Annotated in this window: 22 protein-coding genes; 8 read left to right on the forward strand and 14 right to left on the reverse strand. The window is 66.6% G+C overall.

Annotated elements, in window-relative coordinates; translation table 11 throughout:
• The first annotated feature begins 71 nt into the window (after nucleotides 1-71).
• On the forward strand, nucleotides 72-740 hold the full coding sequence (locus BJ997_RS02705) for an alpha/beta fold hydrolase (protein ID WP_035836026.1): 669 nt from the start codon (nucleotides 72-74) through the stop codon (nucleotides 738-740).
• A gap of 120 nt (nucleotides 741-860) precedes the next feature.
• Nucleotides 861-1,193, forward strand: coding sequence for a P-II family nitrogen regulator (locus BJ997_RS02710; protein WP_052542089.1), 333 nt, complete (start codon nucleotides 861-863; stop codon nucleotides 1,191-1,193).
• 12 nt (nucleotides 1,194-1,205) lie between these two features.
• Here the strand turns inward: BJ997_RS02710 and BJ997_RS02715 are convergent, their stop codons facing one another.
• Complete coding sequence (locus BJ997_RS02715; RefSeq protein WP_084141130.1) at nucleotides 1,206-3,521, reverse strand: putative bifunctional diguanylate cyclase/phosphodiesterase; 2,316 nt, start codon at nucleotides 3,519-3,521, stop codon at nucleotides 1,206-1,208.
• 104 nt (nucleotides 3,522-3,625) lie between these two features.
• Nucleotides 3,626-4,075 (reverse strand): MarR family winged helix-turn-helix transcriptional regulator, encoded by a 450-nt coding sequence (locus BJ997_RS02720; RefSeq protein WP_035836025.1) that lies wholly within the window; start codon nucleotides 4,073-4,075, stop codon nucleotides 3,626-3,628.
• 60 nt (nucleotides 4,076-4,135) lie between these two features.
• Between BJ997_RS02720 and BJ997_RS02725 the strand changes: the two genes are divergently transcribed.
• The 3 genes from BJ997_RS02725 to BJ997_RS21315 are packed head-to-tail and all read left to right on the forward strand — an operon-like array spanning nucleotide 4,136 to nucleotide 6,566.
• Nucleotides 4,136-4,930 (forward strand): tryptophan-rich sensory protein, encoded by a 795-nt coding sequence (locus BJ997_RS02725; protein WP_035836024.1) that lies wholly within the window; start codon nucleotides 4,136-4,138, stop codon nucleotides 4,928-4,930.
• Nucleotides 4,927-5,547, forward strand: coding sequence for an MFS transporter (locus tag BJ997_RS21310; protein WP_236628875.1), 621 nt, complete (start codon nucleotides 4,927-4,929; stop codon nucleotides 5,545-5,547). Before BJ997_RS02725 ends, BJ997_RS21310 begins: the two co-directional genes overlap by 4 nt.
• On the forward strand, nucleotides 5,526-6,566 hold the full coding sequence (locus tag BJ997_RS21315) for an MFS transporter (RefSeq protein ID WP_236628873.1): 1,041 nt from the start codon (nucleotides 5,526-5,528) through the stop codon (nucleotides 6,564-6,566). The genes BJ997_RS21310 and BJ997_RS21315 overlap by 22 nt, the downstream gene beginning before the upstream one ends.
• On the opposite strand, the gene BJ997_RS02735 is transcribed toward BJ997_RS21315, so the two are convergent.
• Nucleotides 6,563-7,456, reverse strand: a complete 894-nt coding sequence (locus BJ997_RS02735; protein ID WP_035836023.1) for an FHA domain-containing protein — start codon at nucleotides 7,454-7,456, stop codon at nucleotides 6,563-6,565. The two genes, BJ997_RS21315 and BJ997_RS02735, sit on opposite strands and share 4 nt — an antisense overlap.
• Nucleotides 7,457-7,458: 2 nt before the next feature.
• Nucleotides 7,459-7,743, reverse strand: a complete 285-nt coding sequence (locus tag BJ997_RS02740) for a hypothetical protein (protein WP_236628871.1) — start codon at nucleotides 7,741-7,743, stop codon at nucleotides 7,459-7,461.
• Nucleotides 7,744-7,924: 181 nt separating this feature from the next.
• Between BJ997_RS02740 and BJ997_RS02745 the strand changes: the two genes are divergently transcribed.
• Entirely contained in the window at nucleotides 7,925-11,404 is a 3,480-nt protein-coding gene (locus BJ997_RS02745; protein WP_035836022.1) for a TM0106 family RecB-like putative nuclease, read from the forward strand.
• Here the strand turns inward: BJ997_RS02745 and BJ997_RS02750 are convergent.
• The 6 genes from BJ997_RS02750 to BJ997_RS02775 form a co-directional block, all read right to left on the reverse strand.
• The gene (locus BJ997_RS02750) at nucleotides 11,391-12,017 is read right to left on the reverse strand and encodes a potassium channel family protein (protein ID WP_152602124.1); all 627 of its coding nucleotides are present in this window, start codon (nucleotides 12,015-12,017) and stop codon (nucleotides 11,391-11,393) included. The two genes, BJ997_RS02745 and BJ997_RS02750, sit on opposite strands and share 14 nt — an antisense overlap.
• Before the next feature lie 106 nt (nucleotides 12,018-12,123).
• Complete coding sequence (locus BJ997_RS02755) at nucleotides 12,124-12,402, reverse strand: HPr family phosphocarrier protein (RefSeq protein ID WP_035836021.1); 279 nt, start codon at nucleotides 12,400-12,402, stop codon at nucleotides 12,124-12,126.
• Nucleotides 12,403-12,448: 46 nt separating this feature from the next.
• Nucleotides 12,449-14,149 carry a phosphoenolpyruvate--protein phosphotransferase gene (gene ptsP / locus BJ997_RS02760; protein ID WP_268871357.1) on the reverse strand — a complete coding sequence of 567 codons (1,701 nt, stop codon included), beginning with the start codon at nucleotides 14,147-14,149 and terminating at the stop codon, nucleotides 12,449-12,451.
• A 51-nt stretch (nucleotides 14,150-14,200) separates the two neighbouring features.
• Nucleotides 14,201-16,225: a PTS fructose transporter subunit IIABC gene (locus BJ997_RS02765; RefSeq protein WP_035836020.1), complete on the reverse strand. Its 2,025-nt coding sequence runs from the start codon at nucleotides 16,223-16,225 to the stop codon at nucleotides 14,201-14,203.
• Nucleotides 16,222-17,208, reverse strand: coding sequence for a 1-phosphofructokinase family hexose kinase (locus tag BJ997_RS02770; protein ID WP_035836019.1), 987 nt, complete (start codon nucleotides 17,206-17,208; stop codon nucleotides 16,222-16,224). Before BJ997_RS02770 ends, BJ997_RS02765 begins: the two co-directional genes overlap by 4 nt.
• Complete coding sequence (locus BJ997_RS02775) at nucleotides 17,205-17,993, reverse strand: DeoR/GlpR family DNA-binding transcription regulator (RefSeq protein WP_035836039.1); 789 nt, start codon at nucleotides 17,991-17,993, stop codon at nucleotides 17,205-17,207. The genes BJ997_RS02770 and BJ997_RS02775 overlap by 4 nt, the downstream gene beginning before the upstream one ends.
• A gap of 168 nt (nucleotides 17,994-18,161) precedes the next feature.
• Between BJ997_RS02775 and BJ997_RS02780 the strand changes: the two genes are divergently transcribed.
• Nucleotides 18,162-19,328 carry an exonuclease SbcCD subunit D gene (locus tag BJ997_RS02780; protein WP_035836018.1) on the forward strand — a complete coding sequence of 389 codons (1,167 nt, stop codon included), beginning with the start codon at nucleotides 18,162-18,164 and terminating at the stop codon, nucleotides 19,326-19,328.
• A complete protein-coding gene (locus BJ997_RS02785; protein ID WP_035836017.1) occupies nucleotides 19,325-22,261 on the forward strand; it encodes an AAA family ATPase in 2,937 nt (978 codons plus the stop codon). Before BJ997_RS02780 ends, BJ997_RS02785 begins: the two co-directional genes overlap by 4 nt.
• 178 nt (nucleotides 22,262-22,439) lie before the next feature.
• Here the strand turns inward: BJ997_RS02785 and BJ997_RS02790 are convergent, their stop codons facing one another.
• The 4 genes from BJ997_RS02790 to BJ997_RS02805 are packed head-to-tail and all read right to left on the reverse strand — an operon-like array spanning nucleotide 22,440 to nucleotide 25,474.
• Nucleotides 22,440-23,147, reverse strand: a complete 708-nt coding sequence (locus BJ997_RS02790) for a Pr6Pr family membrane protein (protein WP_152602123.1) — start codon at nucleotides 23,145-23,147, stop codon at nucleotides 22,440-22,442.
• A gap of 49 nt (nucleotides 23,148-23,196) precedes the next feature.
• The gene (locus tag BJ997_RS02795; RefSeq protein WP_035836016.1) at nucleotides 23,197-23,997 is read right to left on the reverse strand and encodes an amino acid ABC transporter ATP-binding protein; all 801 of its coding nucleotides are present in this window, start codon (nucleotides 23,995-23,997) and stop codon (nucleotides 23,197-23,199) included.
• Entirely contained in the window at nucleotides 23,984-24,652 is a 669-nt protein-coding gene (locus BJ997_RS02800; RefSeq protein ID WP_035836015.1) for an amino acid ABC transporter permease, read from the reverse strand. Before BJ997_RS02800 ends, BJ997_RS02795 begins: the two co-directional genes overlap by 14 nt.
• Before the next feature lie 9 nt (nucleotides 24,653-24,661).
• Complete coding sequence (locus BJ997_RS02805) at nucleotides 24,662-25,474, reverse strand: amino acid ABC transporter substrate-binding protein (RefSeq protein WP_035836014.1); 813 nt, start codon at nucleotides 25,472-25,474, stop codon at nucleotides 24,662-24,664.
• Nucleotides 25,475-25,555: the final 81 nt, after the last annotated feature.

The following is a 25,555-nucleotide window of genomic DNA, read 5'->3' on the forward strand; positions in this document are numbered from 1 at the left end:
ACCGCGGACGCCCTCAAGTGCGACGAATCGGGCGACAATGGTGACATGGCATCCACTTTGGACTGTGACCGATGAGCACCTTCGTGTTGGTACCGGGCGCGGGCGGGGCCGTCTGGTACTGGAGCCGCGTCATCCCTCTGCTGCAGGTCGCGGGGCACCAGGCTCTGGCGGTCGACCTGCCCGGTGACGACGAGAATGCCGGTCTGACCGAGTACGTCCGCCTCGTTGCCGCGGCGATCGGCGACCACGACGAGGTGATTCTCGTCGCTCAATCCCTCGGCGGCTTCGTCTCGCCGATGGTGTGCAACCAGGCACCGGTGTGTGAGCTTGTATTCGTGAACGCGATGATCCCGGCGCCCGGTGAGACCGCCGGGGCCTGGTGGGACAACACGGGCTCGAACCAGGCGCGGGAGGTGGCCGCCCGTGCGGCCGGCTACGGTGCGGACTTCGATGCGGACACCTATTTTCTGCACGACGTTCCTGTGGAACTCGTGGCAGAAGGCGAATCCCATCAGCGGGAGCAGGCCAACGCCGTCTTCGAGTCGGCCTGCGACTTCGCCGAGTGGCCCGCAATTCCCATTCGCGTGCTCGTCGGCGCAGGGGACCGCTTCTTTCCTGCCGATTTCCAGCGCCGCGTCACGCTTGATCGGCTGGGCCTGGAGCCCGACCTGATTCCTGGCGGCCATCTACTGGCACTGTCACAACCGGACGCGGTAGCCGACTACCTCCTGCGCCGCTAGCGGTCACGTTTGTCCACTGTTCAGCGCCTCCTCCCGTTGCAGCCTTCCTGCGGCGCCCCATTCCGCCGGTCGAGTAGCGCCGTCGTCGCCATCACAGTCACGTGCCTCTATTCCTTCTGCATGACCTATGCCATCGACAAGGGCCTGGATCGGACGATCGGGCTTCGCGTCTCCGAGGCCATCAACGTGAAGGGCCTCACCGTGATGGGGGTGAGCGGTTACGGCGCGCAGAAGGGTCATTCGGAGATCTATCGCGGAGCCGAACACACCATCGCTTTTCGGCCCAAGGTGCGTATCGATGTCATTGTGCCGGACAAAGAGGCAGACCTGACTATTCACACGGTTGTCGACGCCGCCTGGACCGGCAAGATCGGCGATGGCAAGGTCTGGGCGACCGAAGTCAGCGACGTGGTGCGCGTGCGAACACGTGAGCGCGGAATCGCCGCAGTGTGACCGCCCGCGGGCTCACCAGCTGAAGTCGGTGAAGCCAGAGGGGTAAGCGACCGCCGCGAGGGCCCGTCTGCGACCCGTGAGCCAATTGTCGAGTTCCTCGGCGGCAACCGGGCGGGACATGAGGTAGCCCTGTGCCTGGTCGCAGCCGTACCGCGCCAGCGCTTCGTAGATCACACCGTCTTCGACGCCCTCGGCCACCATGCTGAGACCGAGGCTGTGTGCGAGGTCGATCGTGGAGCAGACCAGCGCCGCCGCCCGGGGGTCGTGGCGCATTGGTGCGATGAAGGATCGGTCAAGCTTGAGCTCGTCGATGGGAAGGTCGCGCAGATACGCGAGGGAGCTGTATCCGGTGCCGAAGTCGTCGACCGAGATGCGCACTCCGATTGTTCGCAGCCCGGTCAGCACGGCCCTGGCCCGGTCGCAGTCCTCCATGAGAAACTCCTCCGTGATTTCAACGATCAGGGCGGTGGACGGCAGGCCGCGTTCGGTGAGCATGGTGCCGATCCGCATGGGGAGCTGCGGATCGGCGAGGCAGCTGGCCGACAGGTTCACGGCAACTGATAGCGGATGCCCCTGCGCCCGCCATTCTGCGGCCTGATCCAGGGCAAGGCCGAGCACGACATCGTTCAGGGCGTGCATCAACCCGGCCTCCTCGGCAATGGCCAGGAACGCCTCCGGGTAGAGCAGGCCGCGGTCGGGATGATTCCAGCGCACGAGCGCCTCGACGCCCCGCACCTCGCCGGTCGCGAGGTTGACCTTGGGTTGATAGTGCAGAACGAACTCGCCCCCGAGCAACGCCAGTCGCAGCTCGTGCAGGGTTCTCAGCCGCCGTTCCCCATGAACGTTGTCGGCTTCGACGTACACGTGGTGACCAGAATGGGCGGACTTCGCCTTGTACATTGCTATGTCCGCCTTGCGAAGCAGGGTCTTCACGTCGGTGCCATGGTCGGGTGAGACCGATATCCCGATGCTGGCCGTGACCTGAATGGTCAGCCCCTCGAGAGTAAACGGTTTCGTGAGCGCTGCGCGAAGTCTGTTGGCTGCCGTTTTCGCCCGCTCGGCGTCGGCGCCGTGGAGCACGACCGCGAATTCGTCCCCACCGAGCCGGGCGAGCACGTCTTCGGGTCGCGTCGCGACGACGAGGCGGCTGCCGATCTGGCGGAGGAGGAGATCACCCGCATCGTGGCCGAGGCTGTCGTTGATGTCTTTGAAGCGGTCCAGGTCCAGCAGCAGCAGGGCGCAGGGCTGCGCGGCGTCCCCGGCCAGTTGCAGGGGAGCATCGGCGTAGAAGGCGCGCCGGTTGGGCAACCCGGTGAGGTCGTCGGTTCTGGCCAGTTTGCGAAGCTCTGACATCCTGACAAGTTGCCGAAAGGCCAGTTGGGTGCGCACCGCCGCGGCAGCCAGGGTCGCCCCGGCGAGCACCACGGCCGCCGCCGAGACGTTCACTCGGCTGGCCACGAGCAGCAGGCCAAGTGCGGTCGCGGTCGCGACGGTGGGCACAATCAGTGCCCAGGCTCCCTTGAGTGCACGATTAACTGAGGTGTCCGGTCTCGATCGAGCGTCGACCCAGACGGCGACCAGTGTCAGTCCCGCTGCCCAGCCGGCATCAAGTGGTGTGCCGCTCAGGTAGCTCCCGTCGAGCACGAGCAGGGCATAGGCGACATCCGTTGCGGCGAACATGAGGAGTCCGCCCGCCAGGAGTATCCAGCGTCGCCCCAGCTGCAGTTCCGGCGACGCGGCGATCCCGACCACCGCGGCCACGAGCAGAAGATCCAGAACGGGGTACGCGGCCGCCACCGCGGTCGGTGCGACGGAGCCTGTGAGCACCGCGGAATCCAGGAGAGAGGTGAGGATGACGGCGACCACGGCGGCCGCGCCGAGGGCACCCACCGTGCAGTCGAGCACGACAGACCACGGCAGGCCGCGCCTCTGACGGTGCACGAGCAGGGCCAGGCAGGCCAGGATCAGCGCGTAAAACAGCAGGAAGCCGACCATGGCCGGCGACGGGAACGGGCGCACCTCGTGCAGGGCCTGCGCCGCCGCCAGATAGGAGGCGCCGAGGGCGTAGCACGTGACCGCGGCTGCGGCGAAGGAGAGCTGGCCTCTGAATTGGCGGGTCCGAAGGGCGGCGAGCCAACATACGACGGCGGGAATCCACACCGGAAGCAGCGACAGCCACGTCTCCTTCTGCTCTCCGACGCCATAGCCGGGAAAATGCAGGTGCAGAACGTAGATGCCCAAGACCAGCCACATGGCGCCCATCAGCCAGGGCCGAGATCCCGCTCGGCTCCCTCGCAGGCCGGTTGTGATGCGCGTAGTCGACTGCATGGAGCCCCCGTTCCCTGCCTGTCAGGCTAGCGGAAAAGAGGTCTGTATACCCCCGTTCTGGCGTCCCCAGTCCGGGTGGCATGGCGCGGGTGAATCCGAGCCGGCTACCACCGGCGCGCGGACGACGTGCTGATAATCGCGAGCAGGGCCTCCCGGAGGGCCGAACCGTCGTTCAGTTGCGGAAAGACGTCGGTCTCGATGGTGCGGGCCTGTTTCCACGCCGCTGTGCCGGCATCCGTTCGAGTCACCGAATGGCGGCGCTGGTCGCGCTCGTCCCGTACGCGGGCCACGTAGCCCTCCCGTTCCAGGCGTTCGAGGGTGCGCGACATGGTCTGGGTTTGTACTCGGGCCTCCCGAGCCAGCTCGGCCTGGCTGAGCGGGCCCGACCCGAGCAGGTGCAGCACGATCAAACCGGCGTGAGTCAGTCCGAGCCTGTCGAGGGCCTCGACCCACGCGTGCTCCACGAGGCGCGCTGCCGTGGAAAGCAGGCGCCCGGTGGGCCACTCGTTCATCGCATCCGGGGTCGCCGGCGGCCCCGGAGTAGGCGTAGTCATGACTCCAATATAGTGCTAGCTTGGATATTCGTCAGCTAGCTGACGGTTAGGAGAATTGTCATGGAACATCGTGATGCTCGTCGTCAGGGCTCCGTCCTGGCCAGCGCCGTGTTGGGCATTATTGGCGCGTTTATTGGGTCGGGTGCGGCGGGTGGTACCCCCATGCCGGAGGTGTCCGGTGGCGCCCTCGCGGCCGACGCCACGCTCATCGCGCCGGGTGGCCCGGCGTTCGCCATCTGGACACCGATCTATGCCGGACTGCTCGCCTACGCCGTCTGGCAGTTGCTGCCGGCCCAGAAAACGGATGCCCGCCAGCGGCGTCTCGGCTACCCGATCGCACTGTCGCTGCTGCTGAACGCCGCCTGGATCCTGAGTGTGCAGTTCGACCTGCTCGGCCTGAGCGTGCCGATCATCGTGGTTCTACTGATGGTGCTCGTTTGGACGTTGCGCATCATGTTGGACCTGCCTCCGAAGAACCGGGTCGAGCTCGTGCTCGTGGACGGCACCATGGGCCTGTACCTCGGCTGGGTCTGCGTGGCGACCGCCGCCAACGTCGCGGCTGTACTCGTGGCGGCCGGGTTCACCGGCTTTGGCGTGTCCGCCGATCTGTGGGCTGTCGTCGTGATTGCCGTGGCCGGGCTCGTCGGAGTGCTGCTGGCCCTGTACGACCGTGGACGCTGGGCGCCCACGATTTCGCTCTGCTGGGGACTCGCCTGGGTGGCCGTCGCCCGGCTGAGCGGCGAACCCCTTTCCGTTGCCGCCGGGATCACCGCTCTCGCGTGCGTTGTGCTTGTCGTCGCCGCGACTTTCATCGCCCGACTCGGTGCACGCTCGCGCCAGGTGGTCAACGCGTGACCGAAGCGCGCCGCCGCTGGTTCGGTCTCGTCTTCATCAGCATCGCAGTGGCTCTGATCATCGTCGACTCGACCATCGTCAACGTGGCCATCCCCTCCATCGTCGACGACCTGGGCATCACCTCGACCCAGGTTCAGTGGGTTCAGGAAAGTTACACACTCGTTTTCGCGGCGCTCCTTCTCGTGTTCGGCACCCTGGCGGACCGCTACGGTCGACGTCGAATCCTGTTGCTGGGCATCGTCATTTTCGCCGGTTCGTCGGTGCTCGCCGCACTGGCGCAGACCGGTGATCTGCTGATCGCCTCGCGAATTCTGCAGGGAGTCGGTGGCGCGATGGTGCTCCCGACCACCCTCTCGATCATCAATGCCACCTTCCGCGGCCGCGAACGAGGCATCGCCTTCGCAATCTGGGGATCCACGATCGGCGGTATGGTTGCCGTCGGACCGCTCCTCGGTGGGTTCCTCACGACGTACTACTCGTGGCGCTGGGCTTTCGGAATCAACGTTCCCCTCGGCCTGATCATCATTGTCGGCCTGCTGTTCTTCGTGAGCGAGTCGCGAGAAACGGCCGACCCGACCCGCGCCGAGTCGACGTTGTGGGTGCGGTGCTCTCGGTGATCACGAGCGCCACCCTGGTCTTCGGCTTGATCGAAGGCCGAAGCTACGGCTGGTGGCTCGCCCGCCGACCGTTCTCGATCGGCGACGTCACGTGGCCCTTCGAGATTTCCGTGATTCCGGTCACGTTCCTCATTACTGTGCTCTCGGGCATCGCCTTCGTGTGGTGGGGGGTGCGACGGCAGCGGGCAGGCAAGACCACCCTGCTCGCGTTCTCGCTGTTTCGAATTTCCTCGTTCCGAAACGGCAACATCGCCGCCCTCATCGTGTCGCTCGGTGAATTCGGCATCATCCTGTCCCTGCCGCCCTGGTTGCAGAACGTGCTGGGCTACGACGCCCTGCAGACCGGTTTTGTGCTCCTGGCGCTCGCGATGGGAGCTTTCGTGGCCAGTGGGGTGGCCGGCGCGTTAGGAAATCGGGTGAGCCCCGTGACGATAGTGCGAGCGGGCCTGTTGCTCGAGATCGTGGGTGTGACGGGCCTCGGAGTCGTGATTTCGGCCCAGGCCAGCTGGCTCTCCGTGGTGCCGTTCCTGTTCGTCTACGGCCTCGGCGTCGGTCTGGCCACCGCACAGCTCACCGGTGTGGTGTTGAAAGACGTGCCCGTCGACAAGAGCGGGCAGGGCTCTGGCACGTCGAGTACGGCCCGCCAGATCGGCTCGGCTCTGGGAATCGCGGTTCTCGGCACAATCCTCTTCACCTCGGCCGGTGCCTCCCTCGACACCAGACTCGTGGACCTGCTCGACGTTCCTCCCGCGGTGCGCGCTCAAATAGTGGACGCCGTCGTCGACAGCGCCGGATCGGCGATTCCTGCGCTCGAGCAGCGCAGCCCCACCGTGGCCGACGCCGCACGCCAGGCCTTCAGCGACGGCACCCGATATTCGGCGTTCGCCGCGGCAGGATTTCTCGCCCTCGGGTTTCTCGCCACCCTTCGCCTCTCCGGCCGGGTACCGGAGGAACAGCAAACGGATGCCGCCGGCCGGGCGGCCGCTGCGGCATCCGCTTCTCCAGTGTCGGAGGCTTAGCTGGTCGTGCGTCGGCGCGGCGGCTGCGGTTTCTGCACCGCGAACTCGCCGCCCACCCGGCCGCCGAACGGGCGACCGTGGTCGGCGAACTCCTCGCGGAAGAATGCCATGCGCCACTTGCCCATCTCCACGCGCGACCCGGTTCGCAGGATGATTCCACCACCGCGGGTGGACGTGTCCGCGTCAACCGAGCGAGCGCTGCCACTCACCTCTCCGATCGGGTATAGCACGTATTCATCGTTCTCGTCATGGCGGATCTCGGCATGGAACGTCCTCAACTCCGCCAGCACCAGATCGGACTCCGGCGCGGAGCCGATGGTCGTCGTGGTGGGAAGCAGATCGAACTCCCGCGGCATCTGGCCGTTCCAGTTCTTCGAACCGACCACGAAGATCAGCCGGGGCCGACCCCCGCCCGGCGCGTAGTGCGTAGTCGTGACTCGTCGTCGGAGTTTGCGATCGAGAGTCGGCACGAGCGGAAAGAGCGTCGCCGGCGGCAACGGAACCGCCGACGGAGCCGAACTGAGCGCGTTCTTGGCGCCGCTGCGGATGAGCGGCGCCAGCGCCGCTCGGCTGCCGAGCGTGATGTTCGGTGACTTGGTCAGCAGCCGCTGTACCAGGGGCGCGTCTACAGCGCCGATGCGCGCGATCAGCCCCTCCGGCCCGTTCAGGGAAACCGTGAGACCCCGTGCGGCCAACTGCGCCGCAAGGTCACGAATTATCGTGAGGTTCATGGTTTGCCCCTGAACGAGCACAGACGGGTTGCTCGCGAACACTGAGACATCGGTGCCATCGGCCGTGACCGTTCCCTGCAGTCGCTCCGTGGATGCGCCGTTGCTCGGCTCGGAGAGGGAGAAGGTGAGATCGATGTGCAGCTGCACCGGGGAATTCATGGCTAGTTGCGGTGCGGGTCGGAGCCGGGCGTGAGCGCATCGCTCGTGGTGACGCGAAGCGTCCCGTCGATCTTCCAGGTGGCGCGTGGGGCGTCGGGCCCGATATCGCGGGGAACCTCGACCGACATATCGATGAAGGTGTAGTTGATCGCGGCGCCCTTGCCCGTGAGATACGACCACATCTCTTCGCCGAGATCGGTCCAGTCGGTGATCGTGTGCTCACGCGGTTCATCGACGTTTTCGACATTTCCGAGGTAGTTCTGGCGTTCAGTCACAATGATTCCCATTTCATTAACTGGAGGAGGTGCATGGAATTTTTCGGTGTTGATGTTGAGAATACTAGAGAGGCCACCGGAGCGGTAGCAATCCCAGAAAGGGGGTGCGGCCGGGGCCCGGCAGGCCGTTGTCGGTGGCGTTGGGTAGCCTCGAGCCATGAGGGTTTCCGCCTCCCCTCATCAAGGAGTTTGCGTGTACGTGCTCGATTCCAGCACCGTGATCTACTCGGCCAGCGACCTGAGCGCCGCCGCGCACTGCGAGTGGGCGCTGATGCGGGCGTTGGACCGCAAGTTGGGGCGAATCGGCGCGACGCCGGTCACCGAAGACGCCATGTTGCAGCGCACGGCGGAACTCGGCGACGCGCACGAACATCACATGCTGGAGCGGTTGAGAGCCACGCACTCGGTTGTCGAAATCGAGCGTCCCCGGCTGGACAGCATCGATACGGCCGTGGCAGCGACGGAGGCTGCCCTGCGCGGCGGGGCAGACGTGGTGTACCAGGCTGCATTCTTCGACGGGCGTTTTCTCGGGTACGCCGACTTCATCATCCGGTCGCCCGTCGATTCTCAGCGCATCGGTGCCGGCGAACCCAGCTATGAAATCTACGACACGAAGCTCGCCCGAACCGCGAAGGTGACGGCGCTGCTGCAGCTCGCGGCCTACAGTGACCAGCTGATGCGGGAGGGCCTCCGGGTGGGCGATCGGGTGCACGTGCTGCTCGGCGATGGCCGAACCAGCTCGCACCGACTAGACGACATCCTGCCCGTTTACCGCCGTCGCCGTGCGCGGCTCGAGGCCCTGATCGACGGACGGGTCGCCGATGCGGACCCCACCGAGTGGAACGATGCCCGCTACACGGCCTGCGGACGCTGTGACGAATGCGAGCGACAGGTGCAGGCCCACCGTGACGTGCTGCTCGTGGCCAACCTGCGGTCGGGGCAACGAGTACGGTTGCGCGCGGGCGGTGTAACGACGATCGACGAACTCGCGGTCGCCCGCGGGCCGGTCGAGGGAATGACCGATTCCACACTCGCGACGCTGCGCGAGCAGGCACGGTTGCAGGTTGAGCCGCCGAGCGCCGGGCGGCCGATCAACTGGACCGTCGTCAACCCGGCGGCCCTCGCGTCCCTTCCGGCGCCCGATGAGGGTGACGTGTTCTTCGACTTCGAGGGCGACCCGCTGTACTCCGAGAGCGGCTCCGGCGCCGAATCGGGCGGCGCGGACCGAATCGAGTGGGGCCTCGATTACCTCTTCGGGCTGGTCGAGCCCGACGACACCTTCCACGCGTTCTGGGCGCACACCTACGCCGAGGAGAGGGTGGCCCTCGTGGCCTTCCTCGACTGGGTGCAGGCCCGGCGGGCCAGGCACCCCGCCATGCACATCTACCACTACGCGCCATACGAGCGCACACACCTGCTCAGCCTGGCTGCCCGGCACGGCGTAGGAGAGCAGATTGTCGACGACCTGCTGCGTAACCGGGTGTTGATCGACCTGTACCCCGTCGTACGCCAGGGCCTGCGCATCGGCAGTCGCAGCTATTCCCTCAAGAAACTCGAACCGCTCTACATGGGCGACGATGAACGCGAGGGCGTGGCGAACGCTGCCGACTCGATCACCGAATACGTGCGGTCTCGGGAGCTGCTCGCCGCGGGAGACACGGATGCCGCGGCATCCGTTCTCGACGACATCGCACGTTACAACGCCTACGACTGCCGCTCCACCCTGCGCCTGCGAGACTGGCTGCTCGCCCGCGCCGCCGAGAACGAGGTTGCCTTCGCGAGCGCGCTCGACCTGCAACTCGACGTGCCGATGCGGGAACCGGACCCGGTCTACCTCGAGCTCGCCGCCCTGCTCACCGACGTGCCTCCAGCGGAGCGCACACCCGACCAGACGGCCCTCGCGCTCGCGTCCGCGGCGATCGACTACCACCGCCGGGAACAGAAGTCCTTCTGGTGGGACCACTTCGCGCGACTGAGCACCCCCGTCGACGACTGGGCCGACACCCGCGGAGTGCTCGTGATCGACGTGGCGTTCGTCGACACCGGTTGGCACCGGGAAGCACGCCAACGCCTCGATCGTCGGCTGATCCGGGTCTCGGGACAGCTCGCGCCCGGCAGCTCGATCAAGGTGGGCGACCAGCCTTTCCTCGTTTACGGTCCGCCGTATCCTCCGCTTCACCGCGGCACCGATCCGGGAGCGCGCACCGCCCACAACAAGGCGACGATCGTGGAGGTGACCGACGACGGCGACTACCTGATCGACGAGATCCTGCAGCGCGACGCCCCGCACCATGACGAGCTCCCGCTCGCGCTGACCCCGGGAACGCCGCCGCCCGCCGGCACACAGGTCGAGGCGATCTCGGAGTGGGGGAGGGCCGTGCTCGAGGGGTACCCGGAGCCGCTGCCCGATGCGGCCTTCGACATACTGCGTAGGGCTAAGCCGCGCAGCTCCTCGCGGCCGGAAGCGTCTGAGTTGGCGCCCGTGGTCGACGGCGACGTGCAGGCAGCCATCCTGGCGAGCCTGCTAAGCCTCGACCGTTCGTATCTCGCCGTGCAGGGGCCGCCGGGAACCGGCAAGACGTACGTGGGCTCCCGCGTGGTGACCGACCTCGTGCTCAATCACGGGTGGCGGGTGGGCGTCGTCGCCCAGTCTCACGCGACGGTCGAAAACATGCTGCGGGCCGTGCTCGCCGCCGGCCTCGACCCGGAGCGGGTCGGAAAGAAAGCGCGAAAGGGAGAGGAGAAGGTTCCCGCGCCGTGGACGGTGCTCGACGGCACCTCCTTCACCCGATTCACCGGCCAGGGCGGCGGCTTCGTCGTGGGCGGCACAGCATGGGACTTCAGTAACGCCGGGCGCATCCCGCGAGCTTCCCTCGACCTGCTGGTCATCGACGAGGCAGGCCAGTACTCGCTCGCGAGCACCATCGCCGCGGCCGTGTCGGCGAAGCGGATGCTGCTGCTCGGCGACCCGCAGCAGCTTCCTCAGGTGAGCCAGGGCACGCACCCTGAACCGGTGGATACCTCCGCCCTCGGCTGGCTGTGCGACGGGCACAACGTGCTGCCGAGCGAGTTCGGCTATTTCCTCGCTACGAGCTGGCGTATGCACCCGGCGGTGTGCTCACCCGTCTCCGTGCTGTCCTATGAGGGCAAGTTGCGTTCGCACCCGTCAGACCGCAGCCTCGAGGGGGTCGCTCCCGGCCTGCATCCGGTTGCGCTCGTGCACCGCAACAACTCGACCTGCTCCGTCGAAGAAGCGGCCCAGGTCGTCGCGCTCGTGCAGGACGTGGTGGGACGGGCCTGGACGGCCGCCGGACGAACGGCCGCCCTCGAACCGGACAACGTGATCGTGGTGGCGCCCTACAACGCCCAGGTCGAACTGCTGCGCGGTGCTTTGGCGAAGGCCGGGCTCGGAGACGTGCCAGTCGGTACCGTCGACAAGTTTCAGGGCAGGGAAGCCGCCGTGGCCATCGTGTCCCTCGCCGCGTCGTCGGCGGACGACGTGCCCCGCGGGCTCGAGTTCCTGCTGCTCGCGAACCGGCTCAATGTGGCGATCTCGCGCGCGCAGTGGGCGGCCTACCTCGTGTATTCGCCGGCACTCACGGACTCCCTGCCGAGGAATGCTGAGGCACTCGCACAGCTCAGCGCCTTCATCACGCTGGTCACCGCAGAGTGATCGCCGAGACCCTCTCCACAATCCAGGATGACAGCGTGGCCGTGATGACTCCGACGAGGGCGACTCCACCGGCCATGAGCGCCACGGCGACGAGCCGACCGGCGCCCGTCACGGGATAGTAGTCGCCGTAGCCCACGGTGCCGAGGGTCACAACAGACCACCACACGGCGTCGCCGAAGGTTCGGATATTGGCCCCGGGAGCGAACCTCTCGCTCTGCAGCACGGCGAGCGAGGCGAGGTAGAGCAGGAGCGAGATCGAACCGGCCAGGTAGATGCTCACCCGAGACCGCAGCGCGTCCCCTGTGTTGCGTCGAAAGACGGGAAACAGGGTGATCAGCCGGAGGGCGCGCAGCGGGCGCACCGCCGGTAGCACCACCGCGAGCAGGTCAAAAATATGGGTGCGAAACCAGTGCCCCCGATCGCGTGCGAGAGCGAAACGCACCACGTAGTCCACGAGGAACAAGAGCCACGCCGCGACGATGATCGTCCAGGCGACGGCCGATAGGTCACCCTGATAGTCGAGGAGCACGCGCACGCTGTAGGTGATCAGGAACAGCACTCCGGCGGCCGTGAGCGGCCACTGCATGATTCTCTGCCAACGCTCGTCATTCATGAGCACACCTTAGGTCCGCGCAAAACCGGAAAAGATCGCGACAAGCCTGGCCGGGTAGCCATCGGAGGCGACGTGTCGCCATCCTCTCCGGTTTTAGTGCGGGCGGCTACTCCGCGTCGAGGTCGGTTTCCAGAATCTTGACGAGCGAATCGAGGGCCTCATCGGCGCCCTCACCCTCGGCACGCAGCACGACGGTGTCGCCGTTGCTCGCACCGAGGCTCATGATCGAGAGGATGCTCGCGGCATCCATGGCGTCGTCGGCAGGTTCGCCCTGCATCGAGATGGTTACTTCGATGGGCAGTGCGCTCACGGCGGCGACGAAGATCCCGGCGGGACGGGCGTGCAGGCCCACGCGGCTGGCGATGACGGCGGTGCGTTCAGACATTTTTTCCTCCTGGAAAGGTCGTACGGGTTACAGCGGGCAGACCGGACTAAAGACCGAGCTCCTCGAGAATGGGCAGGTGTGCGCGCACGGAGGCGCGCGCTTCGTTCGCGTTGGGTGCGGCGAGGGCGACGGCGGCGAGTTTTTGGGCCTCGGCCAGGGTGACGCTCGCGAGCACGGTGCCCACGGCGGAGAGGGCGCGAGCGGTCATCGACAGTGTCGCGACGCCGAGGCCCACGAGTACCACCGCGAGGGCAGGGTCTGCCGCCGCTTCGCCGCAGACGCCGACCGGCTTGCCGTGTCCCTCGGCGAGGGCGCCGGCGACCGTGAGCCGCACGAGCTGCAGAACGGCGGGCTGCCACGGGGTGTTGAGGGCGGCGAGCGGGCCCAGCTGCCGGTCCGCGGCCATCGCGTACTGGGTGAGGTCGTTCGTGCCGAGACTTACGAAATCGACGCGTTTCAGGATCGCCTCGCTCGTGAGCGCGGCCGAGGGAACCTCGACCATCACGCCGGGGGTCTTCAGTCCGGCTGCGGCACAGAGGGCGGCGAAATCCCCTGCCTCGTCGGCTGTCGAAATCATCGGGGCCATCACCCAGACGTCGGCGTCCGATCCTTCGGCCGCTTGCGCCACGGCCTGCAGCTGACGTTCGAGCACGCCGGGAGACGTGAAGTCGGTGCGGTACCCGCGCACGCCGAGCGCGGGGTTGGGCTCCGAGGCATCCGTGAGGAAGGGGAGCGGCTTGTCGGCGCCGGCGTCGAGGGTGCGCAGCACCACCTTCATGCCAGGGAAGGCATCGAACACGCCCCGGTAGGCCGCGACCTGCTCGTCGATGGTCGGCTCGGTGTCGCGGTCGAGAAAACAGAACTCGGTGCGCAGCAGCCCAACGCCCTGGGCTCCGGCGGCGGCGGCCTTCACTGCATCCGCTGCGCCGCCGACGTTGGAGAGCAGGGGAACGAGATGACCGTCGCTCGTGCGGCCGTTTCCGTCGAAGACCGTGAGCGCCGCCGCAGTGGCGGCCCAGGCCTTCGCGGCTGCGACCTCGTCAGCGCCGGGACCGACGGCGATGGTTCCGGCGGCCCCGTCGACGTAGACCAGGGTGCCGTCGGTCACGGCCGTCACTCCGACGGCAGCGACGACGGCCGGAAGGCCGAGCGCACGGGCGATAATCGCCGTGTGTGACTGTGGCCCGCCGCTCGAGGTGACGAGGGCGATCACGTTGGCCGGATCGAGTGTGGCCGTGTCCGCCGGAGCCAGGTCTTCTGCGACCAGAATAAACGGGGTGTCACTGAGCGGAATGCCGGGGGCCGGCACTCCGCGCAACTCGGCCACGATGCGGGAACGCACGTCGAGAACATCCGTTGCCCGCTCGGCCATGTAGCCGCCGAGGTTGTGGAGCATCTCGGCAACGGATGCCGCGGCGTCCCAGATAGCGCGTTCCGGCGAGGAGCCGGCGGTGATGAGCTTGACTGCGGCCTTGATGAGCATCGGATCCGAGGCCATCAGGGCGGTGGCCTCCAGCACCTCCCGGCCGGCACCCTGGGCGCCGACCGAGCGGGCGGTGAGAGAGGCCTGAACGGCCTTGGACGCCGTTCGCAGGGCGGCCGACGCGTCCTCGGCAGTCACGTCCGCGGCCAGGCGTTCGCCCACGGGGGGCTCTGACACCGGGTGCGGCATCTGCCGCACGGATCCGATGATCCGTCCGGGGCTGACCCCAACTCCGGTGTACTCGATGCCTGTAAACGTCTGCACGGGACTCCCTCTTTTCTTGTGACGGCCGATCGATGCTGAGTGCTGTCTAAACTACGCGGTCTGCAGAACGGCCTCGTTGGCGTCGACCTTGGGCTTGCGAACAACGTAGCGCTTCAGACCGACCACCGTGAAGGCGGCGACCACGGTACCGATAACGATGGCCAGCGCGAAGAGCAGGAAGTTGTCGATCGCGAAGAAGACGAACATGCCGCCGTGCGGCGCTTTGCTCGTGACTCCCCAGGCCATGGAGAGTGCGCCGGTGATTCCCGCGCCGAGCATGCAGGCAGGGATCACGCGGAACACGTCTGCTGCGGCGAACGGGATGGCACCCTCGGAGATGAAGGAGGCGCCCAGCAACCAAGCCGCTTTGCCGTTCTCCCGCTCGGCGAAGCTGAACTGCTTGCGGTCGATCACGGTGGCCAGCGCCATGGCGAGCGGCGGAACCATACCGGCGGCCATCACCGCGGCCATGATCTGCCACGGCGCCTGGTTGGCGAGGCTCGCCGCACCCAGGCCGGCGACGGCGAAGGCGTAGGCGACCTTGTTGACGGGTCCGCCGAGGTCGAAGGCCATCATGAGGCCGAGGATCAGGCCGAGGATGACCGCGGACGCGCCGGTCATGCCGTTGAGCCAGGAGTTGAGGGTCTCGGTCAGCGACGCGATGGGAGCTCCGAGCACGATGAACATCAGGCCGGACGCGACGATAGAGGCCACGAGCGGGATGATGACAACAGGCATCAGGCTGCGCAGCCAGCGCGGCACGTTGAGCTTGCCGAAGCTTGCGGACACGACACCGGCGAGGAGGCCTCCGACGATACCGCCGAGGAAGCCCGCTCCCATGAAGCCCGCCACGGCGCCGGCGACGAAGCCGGGCGCGATGCCGGGTCGGTCGGCGATGGCGTAGGAGATGTAGCCGGCGAGTGCCGGAACGAGGAAGCCCATTGAGATGGCGCCGATCTTGAAGAAGACCGCGCCGAGGTAGACGCCGAACCCGCCGAGGAGGTTCGCCCCGCCGTCAGGCAGGTTGAGGAGGCTGTTGTTCAGTACGACGTCATCGGCGATGTCCGTGATCTGGTAGCCGCCGAGCAGGAACCCGAGGGCGATCAGCAGGCCTCCGCCGGCCACGAAAGGAATCATGTAGCTGACGCCGGTGAGGAGCGCGCGCTTGAGCTTCTGCCCGAAGTGCTCGGACGCCTCCGTGGACTCGCCAGTGTCGAGCATGCCCCCGACAAGTCGGGCATTGGGGTTTTTGGCGGCCGCGAGGGCCTCCTGGATGAGCTTGGCGGGTTCGTCGATCCCGCGCTTGACCGGTGCGTTGATCACGGGCTTTCCCGCGAATCGCTCGCGGCCGCGCACGTCCACGTCCACAGCGAAGATGACGGCGCCGGCAGCGGCGATCACCGCAGGGTCGAGCGGCGTGAGGCCGGCCGATCCCTGGGTCTCCACCTGCAGGTCGATTCCGGCTTCCTTGGCCGCTGCCACAAGGGCGTCCGCCGCCATGTAGGTGTGCGCGATTCCGGTGGGGCAGGCTGTGACAGCCACAAGGGTTGTGGTGCCGACGGCGGATGCCGCGGTTCCGGCGTTCGCATCGGGCGCGGCGTGCGCCGCGCCCACCGAAACCGGCACGGGGGCCACGACGGCGGTGACGAGGGCGACGATTTCCGCCGAGGACGATGCCGCGCGCAGGGCCGCGGTGAAGTCCTTCTTCATGAGAGACCGGGCCAGCTTCGCCAGGATCTTCAGGTGCTCCTGGTCGGCGCCCTCAGGGGCGGCGATGAAGAACACCAGGTCGGCGGGGCCGTCCGCGGAACCGAAGTCCACCGGCGTCGACAGCCGCGCGAGCGCGAGGGTCGGCTCGAGGACTGCCGTCGACCGGCAGTGCGGGATGGCGAGGCCGCCCGGGATGCCCGTGCTGGTCTTGGCTTCGCGGGCGAGAGCGTCGGCGTACAGGCCGTCGATCTCGGTTGCGCGGCCGGCTCCGACGATGAGGCCGGCCAGGTGCCGAATGACGGTCGCCGGCTCGGTGCCGAGGTTGGTGTCCAGAGCAACGAGCTCCGGGGTAATCAGTGCACTCACTGGTCATCCTCCTTTGGATGTGTGGATATTTTCGGTTTGTCCAGCGCCGTCACGGTAACGACGCTGGGGTCTGTCTGGCTGAGGGCGGGCACTGTGGAACCCGGAAGTGAAGCTGCGGCGGCGCCGTGGGCCGCCGCCTGGCGCAGGCAGTCGACGGGGCTTGCGCCGGCGTTGGTGCTGAGCAGATACCCGGCCAGGGCGGAGTCCCCGGCGCCGACGGTACTCACGGCGATCATCGGGGGAGTCTGGGCGAGCCAGGCTCCTTCGGCTGTTACGAGCACTGCCCCCCGGGAGCCGAGCGTCGCGAGCACGGCGACGACGCCGCCGGCCACCAGGGTGCGCGCGGCCTCCACGGTGAGTTCAGGATCTGACTCCAAGGTTTCGGCGTCGGCAAAGCCGGTGAGTTCGGCGAGCTCTTCAGCGTTGGGCTTGAGGAGGTCGGGCGCAGCGAGGGCCGCCGCGGCGAGGGGAGCGCCAGAGGAATCGACGGCCACCCGGGGCGCGGCTGAACCGTAACGGGCGCGCAGAGCGCTGATGATGTCGGAGTAGAAGTCCACGGGGACTCCTGGTGGAAGAGAGCCGGCCAGCACGAGCCAGCTGGCCCCCTGGGCCTTCTCAAGCACGAGTTCGATGAGATCGGCCTGTTGGCGGGGGGACAGTGCCGGTCCAGGCTCGTTCACCTTGGTGGTGGTGCCGTCCGGTTCGGTGATGGCGACGTTGCTGCGCAGTGCCTGTCCGATCGGAAGGCCCAGGTGCGGCACCTTCTGGCTGCGAAGCGCGACGAGAACCGGGTCGTCGCTGTCGCCGGGGAGGATGGCGAGGCACTTCACATCGGAGGCCTCGAGGGCGCGGCAGATGTTGACACCCTTGCCGCCGGGTTCGTGGTGGGCGCCGACGGCACGCTGCACCTCGCCCCTGGTGAGCGGCTCGGCGAGCTCGATCGTGCGGTCCAGGCTCGGGTTCGGAGTCAGGGTGACAATCATGCGATCACAACCTCTACGTCGGCTGCGGCCAGGGCGGCCGCGAGTTCAGCGGATGGCGCGGCATCCGTGATCAGGGTGTCGATGTCGGCGAGGGCCGCGAAACAGACCAGAGTCTCTTCATCGAGTTTGGAGGAATCGGCGAGTGCCACGACTCGGCGGGCGGCCCGCACAATGGCGGATTTGACGGCCGCCTCGACGGAATCCGGCGTGCTCAGCCCGAATTGTGCATTGATGCCGTTCGCTCCGATGAACGCGATATCAGGGCGCAGGGCGCTGAGTTGTTCGATGGTGCTGCTGCCGACGATCGCGCTCGTGAGGCCCCGCACCCGGCCGCCGAGTACGTGCAGGTGGATGGCGGTGTTGTTGGAGAGTTTCCACGCAATAGGCAGGGCGTTGGTGATCACGAGCAGCTGGTCCCCGGGAGCGGGGGGTGTCCAGGTGGCCAGCAGATCGCCGAGACGCTCCGTCGTGGTGCCGGCGTCGAGGATGATTGATCCGGTGCGGCTCGTGGGAATCATAGCCAGTGCGGCCTCGGCGATGCGGGTTTTCTGGTCGAGGCGCTGGGACTGCCGCTCCTGGATGCTCGGTTCCGACATGCTCATGCGGTCGATGGCAACGGCGCCGCCGTGCACTCGGCGCAGCTGGCGTGCGGTCTCGAGAGTGTCGAGATCGCGACGCACGGTTTCGGAGGTGATATTGAACCGGCTGGCGAGGTCACTCACGGTTACCCTGCCGCGGTCCGACACGAGTGTGGCAATCAATAGTTGGCGTTCTTCGGCGAACACGATGCCTCCTCGACGGTGAGTGACTGTTGCCACTAGAAGTTGTTTTCACTGACTTTAGCTGTGTTTGTTTTTGAATGTCAAGATAAACACAGAGAAATAAAGAAATACTTTCTCGGGTGTGAAAGCGGGATCCCGGAAGTGTCAGGGGGCGACGGTAGCGTGAGAAACATGAAGATCCTGCACACGTCCGATTGGCACATCGGTCGCACGTTTCATACCCACCCCACGCTCGACAACCTCGGCACGGTGTTGGCGGCCCTCGTGGAGACCGTGCGTGATCGCGCCATCGATGTTGTGCTGGTTGCCGGTGACGTCTTCGATCACGCGATGCCCTCCAAGGAGAGCTATGCGGTGCTCACGACAGTGCTGCGCGACCTGAAGGAGGCCGGGGCGGCCGTTGTCATGACGAGCGGAAACCATGACTCGGCCGCCCGACTCGGATTTCAGTCCGAATGGGCGAGCCTGGCCGGCATTCATGTCGTGACGGGTCATGACCAGTACCTGCACCCGATCACCCTCACCGACGAACACGGTCCGGTGCACTTCTACGGCATTCCGTACCTCGAGCCGGTGCTCGTGCGACACTTTCACCCCGGCGTTCGCCTGAAGACCCACGAGCAGGTGCTCGGGTTCGCGATGCACCAGATCCAACAGGACATCGCGGCTCGCCCGGGCCGCAGCGTGGTGCTGTCTCACTGCTTCGCGGCCGGCGGCGTTGCACTCTCCGAGGCGAGCGAGGTGGAACGGGATATCACGGTGGGCGGCCTCGACGTGGTGCCCCTCGGCGTCTTCGACGGCCCCGATTACGTGGCACTCGGTCACATCCACGGTCGCGCCCGACTCAGTGAACGGGTGCGATACTCGGGTGCCCCGCTCCACTACTCCTTCTCCGAGGCCGGCAAACCGCGCGGCGGATGGCTGGCCACCCTCGATGCTGGGGGCCTGGGATCCGTCGACTGGGTCGACCTGCCGGTGCCGCGGCGCCTGAGCGTTCTGGAGGGTGCGATCGACGACCTCTTGCACGACGAGCGCTACGAAGACCATGAAGACGACTGGGTGAAGGCAATCCTCACCGACCAGGTGCGACCCCTCGACGCAATGCGTACCCTTCACACGCGGTTTCCGCACTGCGTCGCGCTCGAACACCGGCCGGCTATCACGCTCGAAGCGGATGGCGCGACGTATGCCGAGCGAATTCGTGAAGCAACGGGCGACCCGGAGATCGTGGCGGGGTTTCTCTCGTTCGTGCGCAACGGCGTGGGGCCGAGCGAGTTTGAAACCGCCCTCGTCGCGGAGCTGCTCGCCCAGCAGGGCGTCGCGGAGGCCAACTCATGAAGATCACACGATTGCGGCTGGCCGGGTTCGGCCCGTTCAAGAATGAACAGGTCGTCGACTTCGAGCGGTTCGACGACGACGGCATCTTCCTGATCACGGGCAAGACAGGGGCGGGGAAGTCGAGCATCCTGGATGCCATCTGCTTCGCGCTGTACGGTCATGTTCCTCGGTTCATCGGTGCGGAACAGCAGCTTCGCAGTGACCATTGCGCGCCTGAGGATCCGTCCTTCGTTGAACTTGAGTTCAGAGTTCACGAGCAGGACTATCGCGTCTATCGAAGCCCCGAATACGAGCGGTCCAAGAAGACAGGCTCCGGAGTGACGACCGCGGCACCGACCGCATTCCTCCACATTCGTGACGGTGAAGGCGGCTGGCGGGGCATCGCTGCCAAGCCTCAGGCGGTCGGCCTGCAATTGAGCGCAATCCTGCCGCTGAAGGAGGGCCAATTTCTCCAGGTCATCCTGCTGGCCCAAAACCGATTCCAGGACTTTCTGCTCGCCAAGACAGAGGACCGGCGTACCGTGTTGCGCACCCTCTTCGGAACCATGCGCTTCGAGCAACTGGAATCGGCCCTGGACGAACGCCGCAAGAACCTCGGCGACAGGTTGGCCGGCGTGCAGCGCATCGTCGCGGAGCATGCCGCCGCCGCGGCACAGCAACTCCGCCTGGCCGAGCCGCCGGACGAACCGGGCCTGGCCTGGTTCGTGGCCGCTCGTGACGACCTCAATCGGGATCGGGACTCCGCCGCTGAACGAGCCACCGGGGCGGCGCAGGCGTTCGACGGCGCGGCGGACAGCCGCCGGGCGGCCGAGGAAACCGAGCGCCGGCAGGCACGCCGGGCATTGGCGGCCAACAACCTCGATGCCCTCGAAGACCAGCGGTCTCACATGGAGGCCCAGCGCGGCGCGCTGCGCCTGGCCGGCCGTGCCGCCCGCGTCTGGCCGCATGTGCGTTCCCACCGGGCCGCAGCGGCCGAATGGCAACAGGCCGTCGATGCCGAGACCTCGGCCAGGGCCGCCTGGTATGCGGAGGGCCACGCTTCGCACGACCCGCTCGCACCCGCCATGGACGCCCTCATCGGCCGACTGGGAGCACTCGTCGGCGTGCTCTCCGACGAGGAAGCGCTGCCCGAACTCGACAGAGAGCTGTCCGGTTTGTCTGAGGAGCTCAGCCGCTGCGCGGGCGACCTGAGGTCGGCCCAGGAGCGCGTCGACGCCCTGCCGCAGCAGATTGACTACGTGACGACGCAGCTCGCGGCGGCGACGGTCGCTGCCGCCGGGCACGATGACGCCGAGAAAGCCCTGAATAGAGCCTTGGATTCGCTCGCGGCCGCACACGACAGCGCCCGCTGTGAGGCCGAGCTTGCGGTGGCGGGCGCCATGCTGAGCGAACGCAGCCGACGTACTGCCACTGCCGCAGTGGAGTACGACGAACTCGTGACTCGCCGGTTCGCCGGACATGCCTCTGAGCTGGCCACCCAATTGGTGGATGGCGAGGCGTGCGCGGTCTGCGGTTCCCTCATCCACCCGGCCCCCGCCGCCGCCGAGGGCGAGCTCGTGGGCGCTGTCGACCTCGAGCAGGCCAGGGAGGCGATGGCGAAGGCTCAGACGCACCTGACCGAGTCTGAGGAAATCGTGCGGGGGATCTCGCATCGCCTCGCCCAGGCGCAGGCAGTGGCCGGGGCGAGCGGCATCGACGAGCTCACCCTGCACGCGTCTGCGGCGCGCACGAAGCTCGCGGCGGCCGCCGCCGCCGCTGCGCTCCTCACCGACCTGGCCGAGGAACTGTCCGCCCTGCGTTCGGACTTCGACGGAGCGCAGGCCCGGGTGGTCGCCCTTCGAGACGCGCGGGACATCGCCGCAGGAACCCAGCGCGAACGCGCCGGCCGACGCGTCGGGCTCTTGGAGCGGGTGAAAGCCCACCGGGGCACGTATGACACCGTGACCGAACACGTGAGTGAGCTGCAGCGCGAACTCGATTGTGCGCGCACCCTGGAAAACGCGCTCACCCTGAGCCGGCAACGCGGCGATGCCGAGGACGCGGCCCTCGTCGCTCTCACCGCCCAACTCGCGGAGGAATCCTTCGACGACGAATCGGCAGCGGTGTCGGCGCGGCTGGATTCCTCGGCGGTCGACGCGCTCGAGACCGACGTGCGTGGGTATGACGCCGACATGGCGGCAGCGCGAGGAGCGCTCGCCGACCCCGACCTCCGCGACCTCCCACTAAAGCCTGTCGACTGTGGCCCCTCCCTGACGGCATTCACCGCCGCGAGAGCCGCACTGGACGACTCGCTGGCCCTGCAGGGTTCGCTGGCTGAACGTGCCGGGCAGCTGTCGGCGCTGGTTCTCGAGGTGACCCGGCACATCACGGCGACAGAGGGTTTGCTGGCCGAACACGCCCAGGTGCGTCAGCTCGCCGATGTCGTGCAGGGCCGCGAGCCCAACACGAAGCGGATGCGGCTGGAGACCTATGTGCTGGCCGCCCAGCTGGAAGAGATCGTGGTTGCCGCCAATGTTCGGCTGCGCACGATGACCAGCGGGCGCTACACGCTCGAGCACGACGACTCCAGGGTGAAGGGTGGGGCCCGATCCGGGCTCGGCCTGGCGATCCGGGACGAATTCACCGGGCAGGCGAGGGCCACGCATTCGCTCTCCGGCGGCGAGACCTTTCTCGCGTCGCTCGCTCTCGCGCTGGGGCTCGCCGAGGCCGTCGCGGCCCAGGCCGGGGGTATCACTCTGGACACGCTCTTCGTTGATGAGGGGTTCGGATCGCTCGACAGCGAAACCCTCGAGACGGCCATGGGCACCCTCGACAAGCTGCGCGCCGGCGGCCGCACCATCGGGTTGATCAGCCACGTGGAATCGATGAAAGAACAGATTCCGGCTCGGCTCAGCATCGATGTGACCGACGCCGGCCACAGTGAGGTTCGCTAGTCTGCCGGCTGGTTTGCTTCGACTCGGAAATTAATGAGTATTTTTCAGAAAAAGCTTGATTCTCAAAAGATGTAGAAGTATATTTTTCTTGTTTAGATCAGTGAAATCGCCCTACAGACCTAGCTGAACTACTTTTAGATCAGTCTGACTGCCCTACCAGTCAGGCTGATCTAATTCGTTAAGCCCTCCTGTTTAGGCGGAGGCTGCGTATGCGGCTCGTTCCGATGCCGACCGCGGCAACCAGCGCGATGAAGACGGCGATCGCGAGTATGTGCAACAGCACTCCTGTCCAGCCGGCCGGCGACGCTGGATCGAGAAACGGGTACGGGTACCAGCCGGTAATCGCACCGCGAGCGAGGGTGAAGGCGAGCCACGCCACGGGAAAGATCAGGGCGGACCAGAGCCGGGTCCACGCCAGTCGGGATCGTCCTGGGGCGACCAACCAGTCGACCGCGACGAAGAGGGGCGCCCACACGTGCAGGGCTTCGTTGGGCCAAGGCACACCGGCATAACCGTCGGTCGGAACACCCCGCAGCAGCGCCGCGTAGACCACGCCCGTGACCACGGCGTAGCAGAGAGCGGCCAGACGCACGTTCGTCAGGAGCGCGGAATCCCTCCGCTTGCGCAAGCTGAGCACGCCGGCGAAGCCCAGGACGACGGCCACCACCAGCGCGGACTGAATCGTGAAATAGCTGAAGTACTCGGCCGGAACGAACGACTGGTGCACTGACTCGTCGATGATCTGCGTCGCCACGGCGGTGACGAGAATAATCGTCATCGCGAGGCGAAGCACACCCACGATGCGCCGCGCCGGAGTACTTCCCGCACCGACCGCTCCGGGGTGCGCTCGAGGCTGGACCGGATCCGATGATGTCTGCAGGGGCACCGATCAAGAGTATCCCGTGGGGAGGAGAGTCAGCGCGGAAAAGTCGGTGCTAGAAGGGGAACAGCAGGCGGTGCAGAAACTGCCGCGTGCGTTCGTTCTGCGGGTTTCTGAGCAGTTGCTTTGGCTCGCCGCGCTCCACGATGCGACCGTCGTCGACGAAGGCCACCTCGTGGGCCACCTCCCGGGCGAATTCGAGTTCGTGGGTCACGATGACCATAGTCCAGCCTTCGGAAGCGAGCTCCTTGATGAGACGCAGCACGTCACCGACCAACTCGGGATCGAGCGCGGAGGTCGGCTCGTCGAAGAGCAGGAGTTGCGGTCGCAAAGCGAGGGCGCGCACAATGCCGACGCGCTGCTGCTGCCCGCCCGACAGCTCGAAGGGGTAGCTGTCCTTCTTCTCCGTGAGGCCGACCCTGTCGAGCAGTGCCAGTGCCTCCGCGCGCGCCTCCGCAACCGGGCGTTTCTGCACGATCACCGGCCCCTCGATCACGTTCTCGAGCACTGTCTTATGGGGAAACAGGTTGTAGTGCTGAAAGACCATAGCCGAGCGGTCTCGCAGCGCCGTGAGGGACTTCTTTGACGGCACCGTGTCGAACGCGATCGACAGCTCTCCCGCCACGTCGATCGTGCCGCCATCAGCAAGCTCCAGCCCGTTCAGGCAGCGCAGAATGGTGGTCTTACCCGATCCGGACGGCCCGATCAGCGCGAGCACGCCGCCGCGGGAAACATCGAGGTCGATGGACTGCAGCACCTGGTTGTTGTCGAAGCTTTTCTGCAGGCCGCGCACGGCCAGCAGAACCGGCGCCGCGGCATCCTTCGTCGGAGGAACGGGAGGGTCAGCGGGCGACATAGCGGTCCAATCGCTTTTCGAGGAAACCCTGCCCGGTCGACAGCACGAGGCAGATAACCCAGTAGATGAGGGCGGCTTCCAGGTAGATCAGCATGAATTCATTGCTGAAGGAGGCCACCTGTTGGGCCTCCCTGAATAATTCTGTCACCAGGATGAGCGAGGCGAGCGAGGTGTCTTTCACGAGGCTGATGAACGTGTTCGAGAGCGGCGGCACCGACACCCGGGCCGCCTGGGGCAGGATGATGCGCGTGAGGGCCCGCGAGCGCGACATGCCGATCATGTACGCGGCCTCCCACTGCCCCTTCGGCACCGAGAGAATGGCCGCGCGGATGACCTCGGCCGCGTAACCGCCCACATTGATCGAGAAGGCGACGACGGCGCTCGGCCACGGGTCGATGAGCACTCCGATGGAGGGCAGCCCATAGAAGATCACGAACAACTGCACCAGGAGGGGCGTGCCGCGCACGATGGAGATGTAGACCCGCGCGATGTTCGACAGCCACCGACGCGATGACAGTCGCATCAGGGCGAGCCCGAGCGCGAGCACGAGGCCGATCGCGAATGACATGAGAGCCAGCGGGATGGTGCCACGAATTGCCCCGTCGAGAAGCGGCAGCAGCGAGCTGAAGAACAACTCCCAATCGGGCTGGATCATGAGGGTGGGCTACTTGCTGACGTCGGCGCCGAAGTACTTGTCGGAGATCTCGGCGAGCGTTCCATTAGCGCTGAGGGTAGCGAGGGCCTCGTCGACGGCTGCGGCGAGGGCCGTGCCGCCTTTGGCGAAGGCGAAGGCGCTTTCCGACTGCTCATCGGTCTCGGCGGCGACCTTGAGGCCCTCGGCCCCATTCTGCTTCTGGTAGTCGAGGAAGGTGAGCTTGTCGTTGACCGTGGCGTCGACGCGGCCCTGCTCGACGAGGGCGACAGACTGTGCCCATCCTTCGACGCCCTCAACGGTGGCGCCGCTCTCGGTGGCCAGCTTGTTCCAGTTGCTCGTCAGTGACTGGGCGGTGGTCTTGCCTGACAGGCTCGCGAAGGAGGTGATGTCGGTGTTGTCGCTCGGCACCACGATCACGCCGTTCGAGTAGGTGTACGGCGCAGAGAATTCGTAGGCCTCGATACGCTCGGGGGTGATGGACACCTGGTTGGCGATCACGTCGAACCGGCCAGCGGTGAGTCCGGCGAAGATGGCATCCCACTGGGTCTCTTCAAATGTGACCTCGACGCCTAACTCTTCGGCGACGGCCGTGACAACTTCGACGTCGTAGCCCGTGAGGTCTCCGGAGCCGTCTTCGTGGAACGAGAACGGGCGGTAGGTGCCTTCGGTGCCCACTGTCAGCGTGCCCGACTCCTGCACGGAGCTCAGCGAGGTGTCGGTTCCTGCACTCGACGAGCCGGCGGTCGTTGCCGAGCAGCCCGTGAGGGTGAGGGCGACTGCGGTGAAAAGCGCTGCCGAGGTGAGCGTGAACTTGAGCGTCATGGGTGGGGGCCTTTATGTTTATGAAGTCTTCGCCGCGGGTGGCGGCATCCGTAGCGTAACAAGCCACGGGAGGCGCCGAAT

This window comes from Cryobacterium roopkundense, assembly GCF_014200405.1.
Taxonomy (GTDB): Bacteria; Actinomycetota; Actinomycetes; order Actinomycetales; family Microbacteriaceae; genus Cryobacterium; species Cryobacterium roopkundense.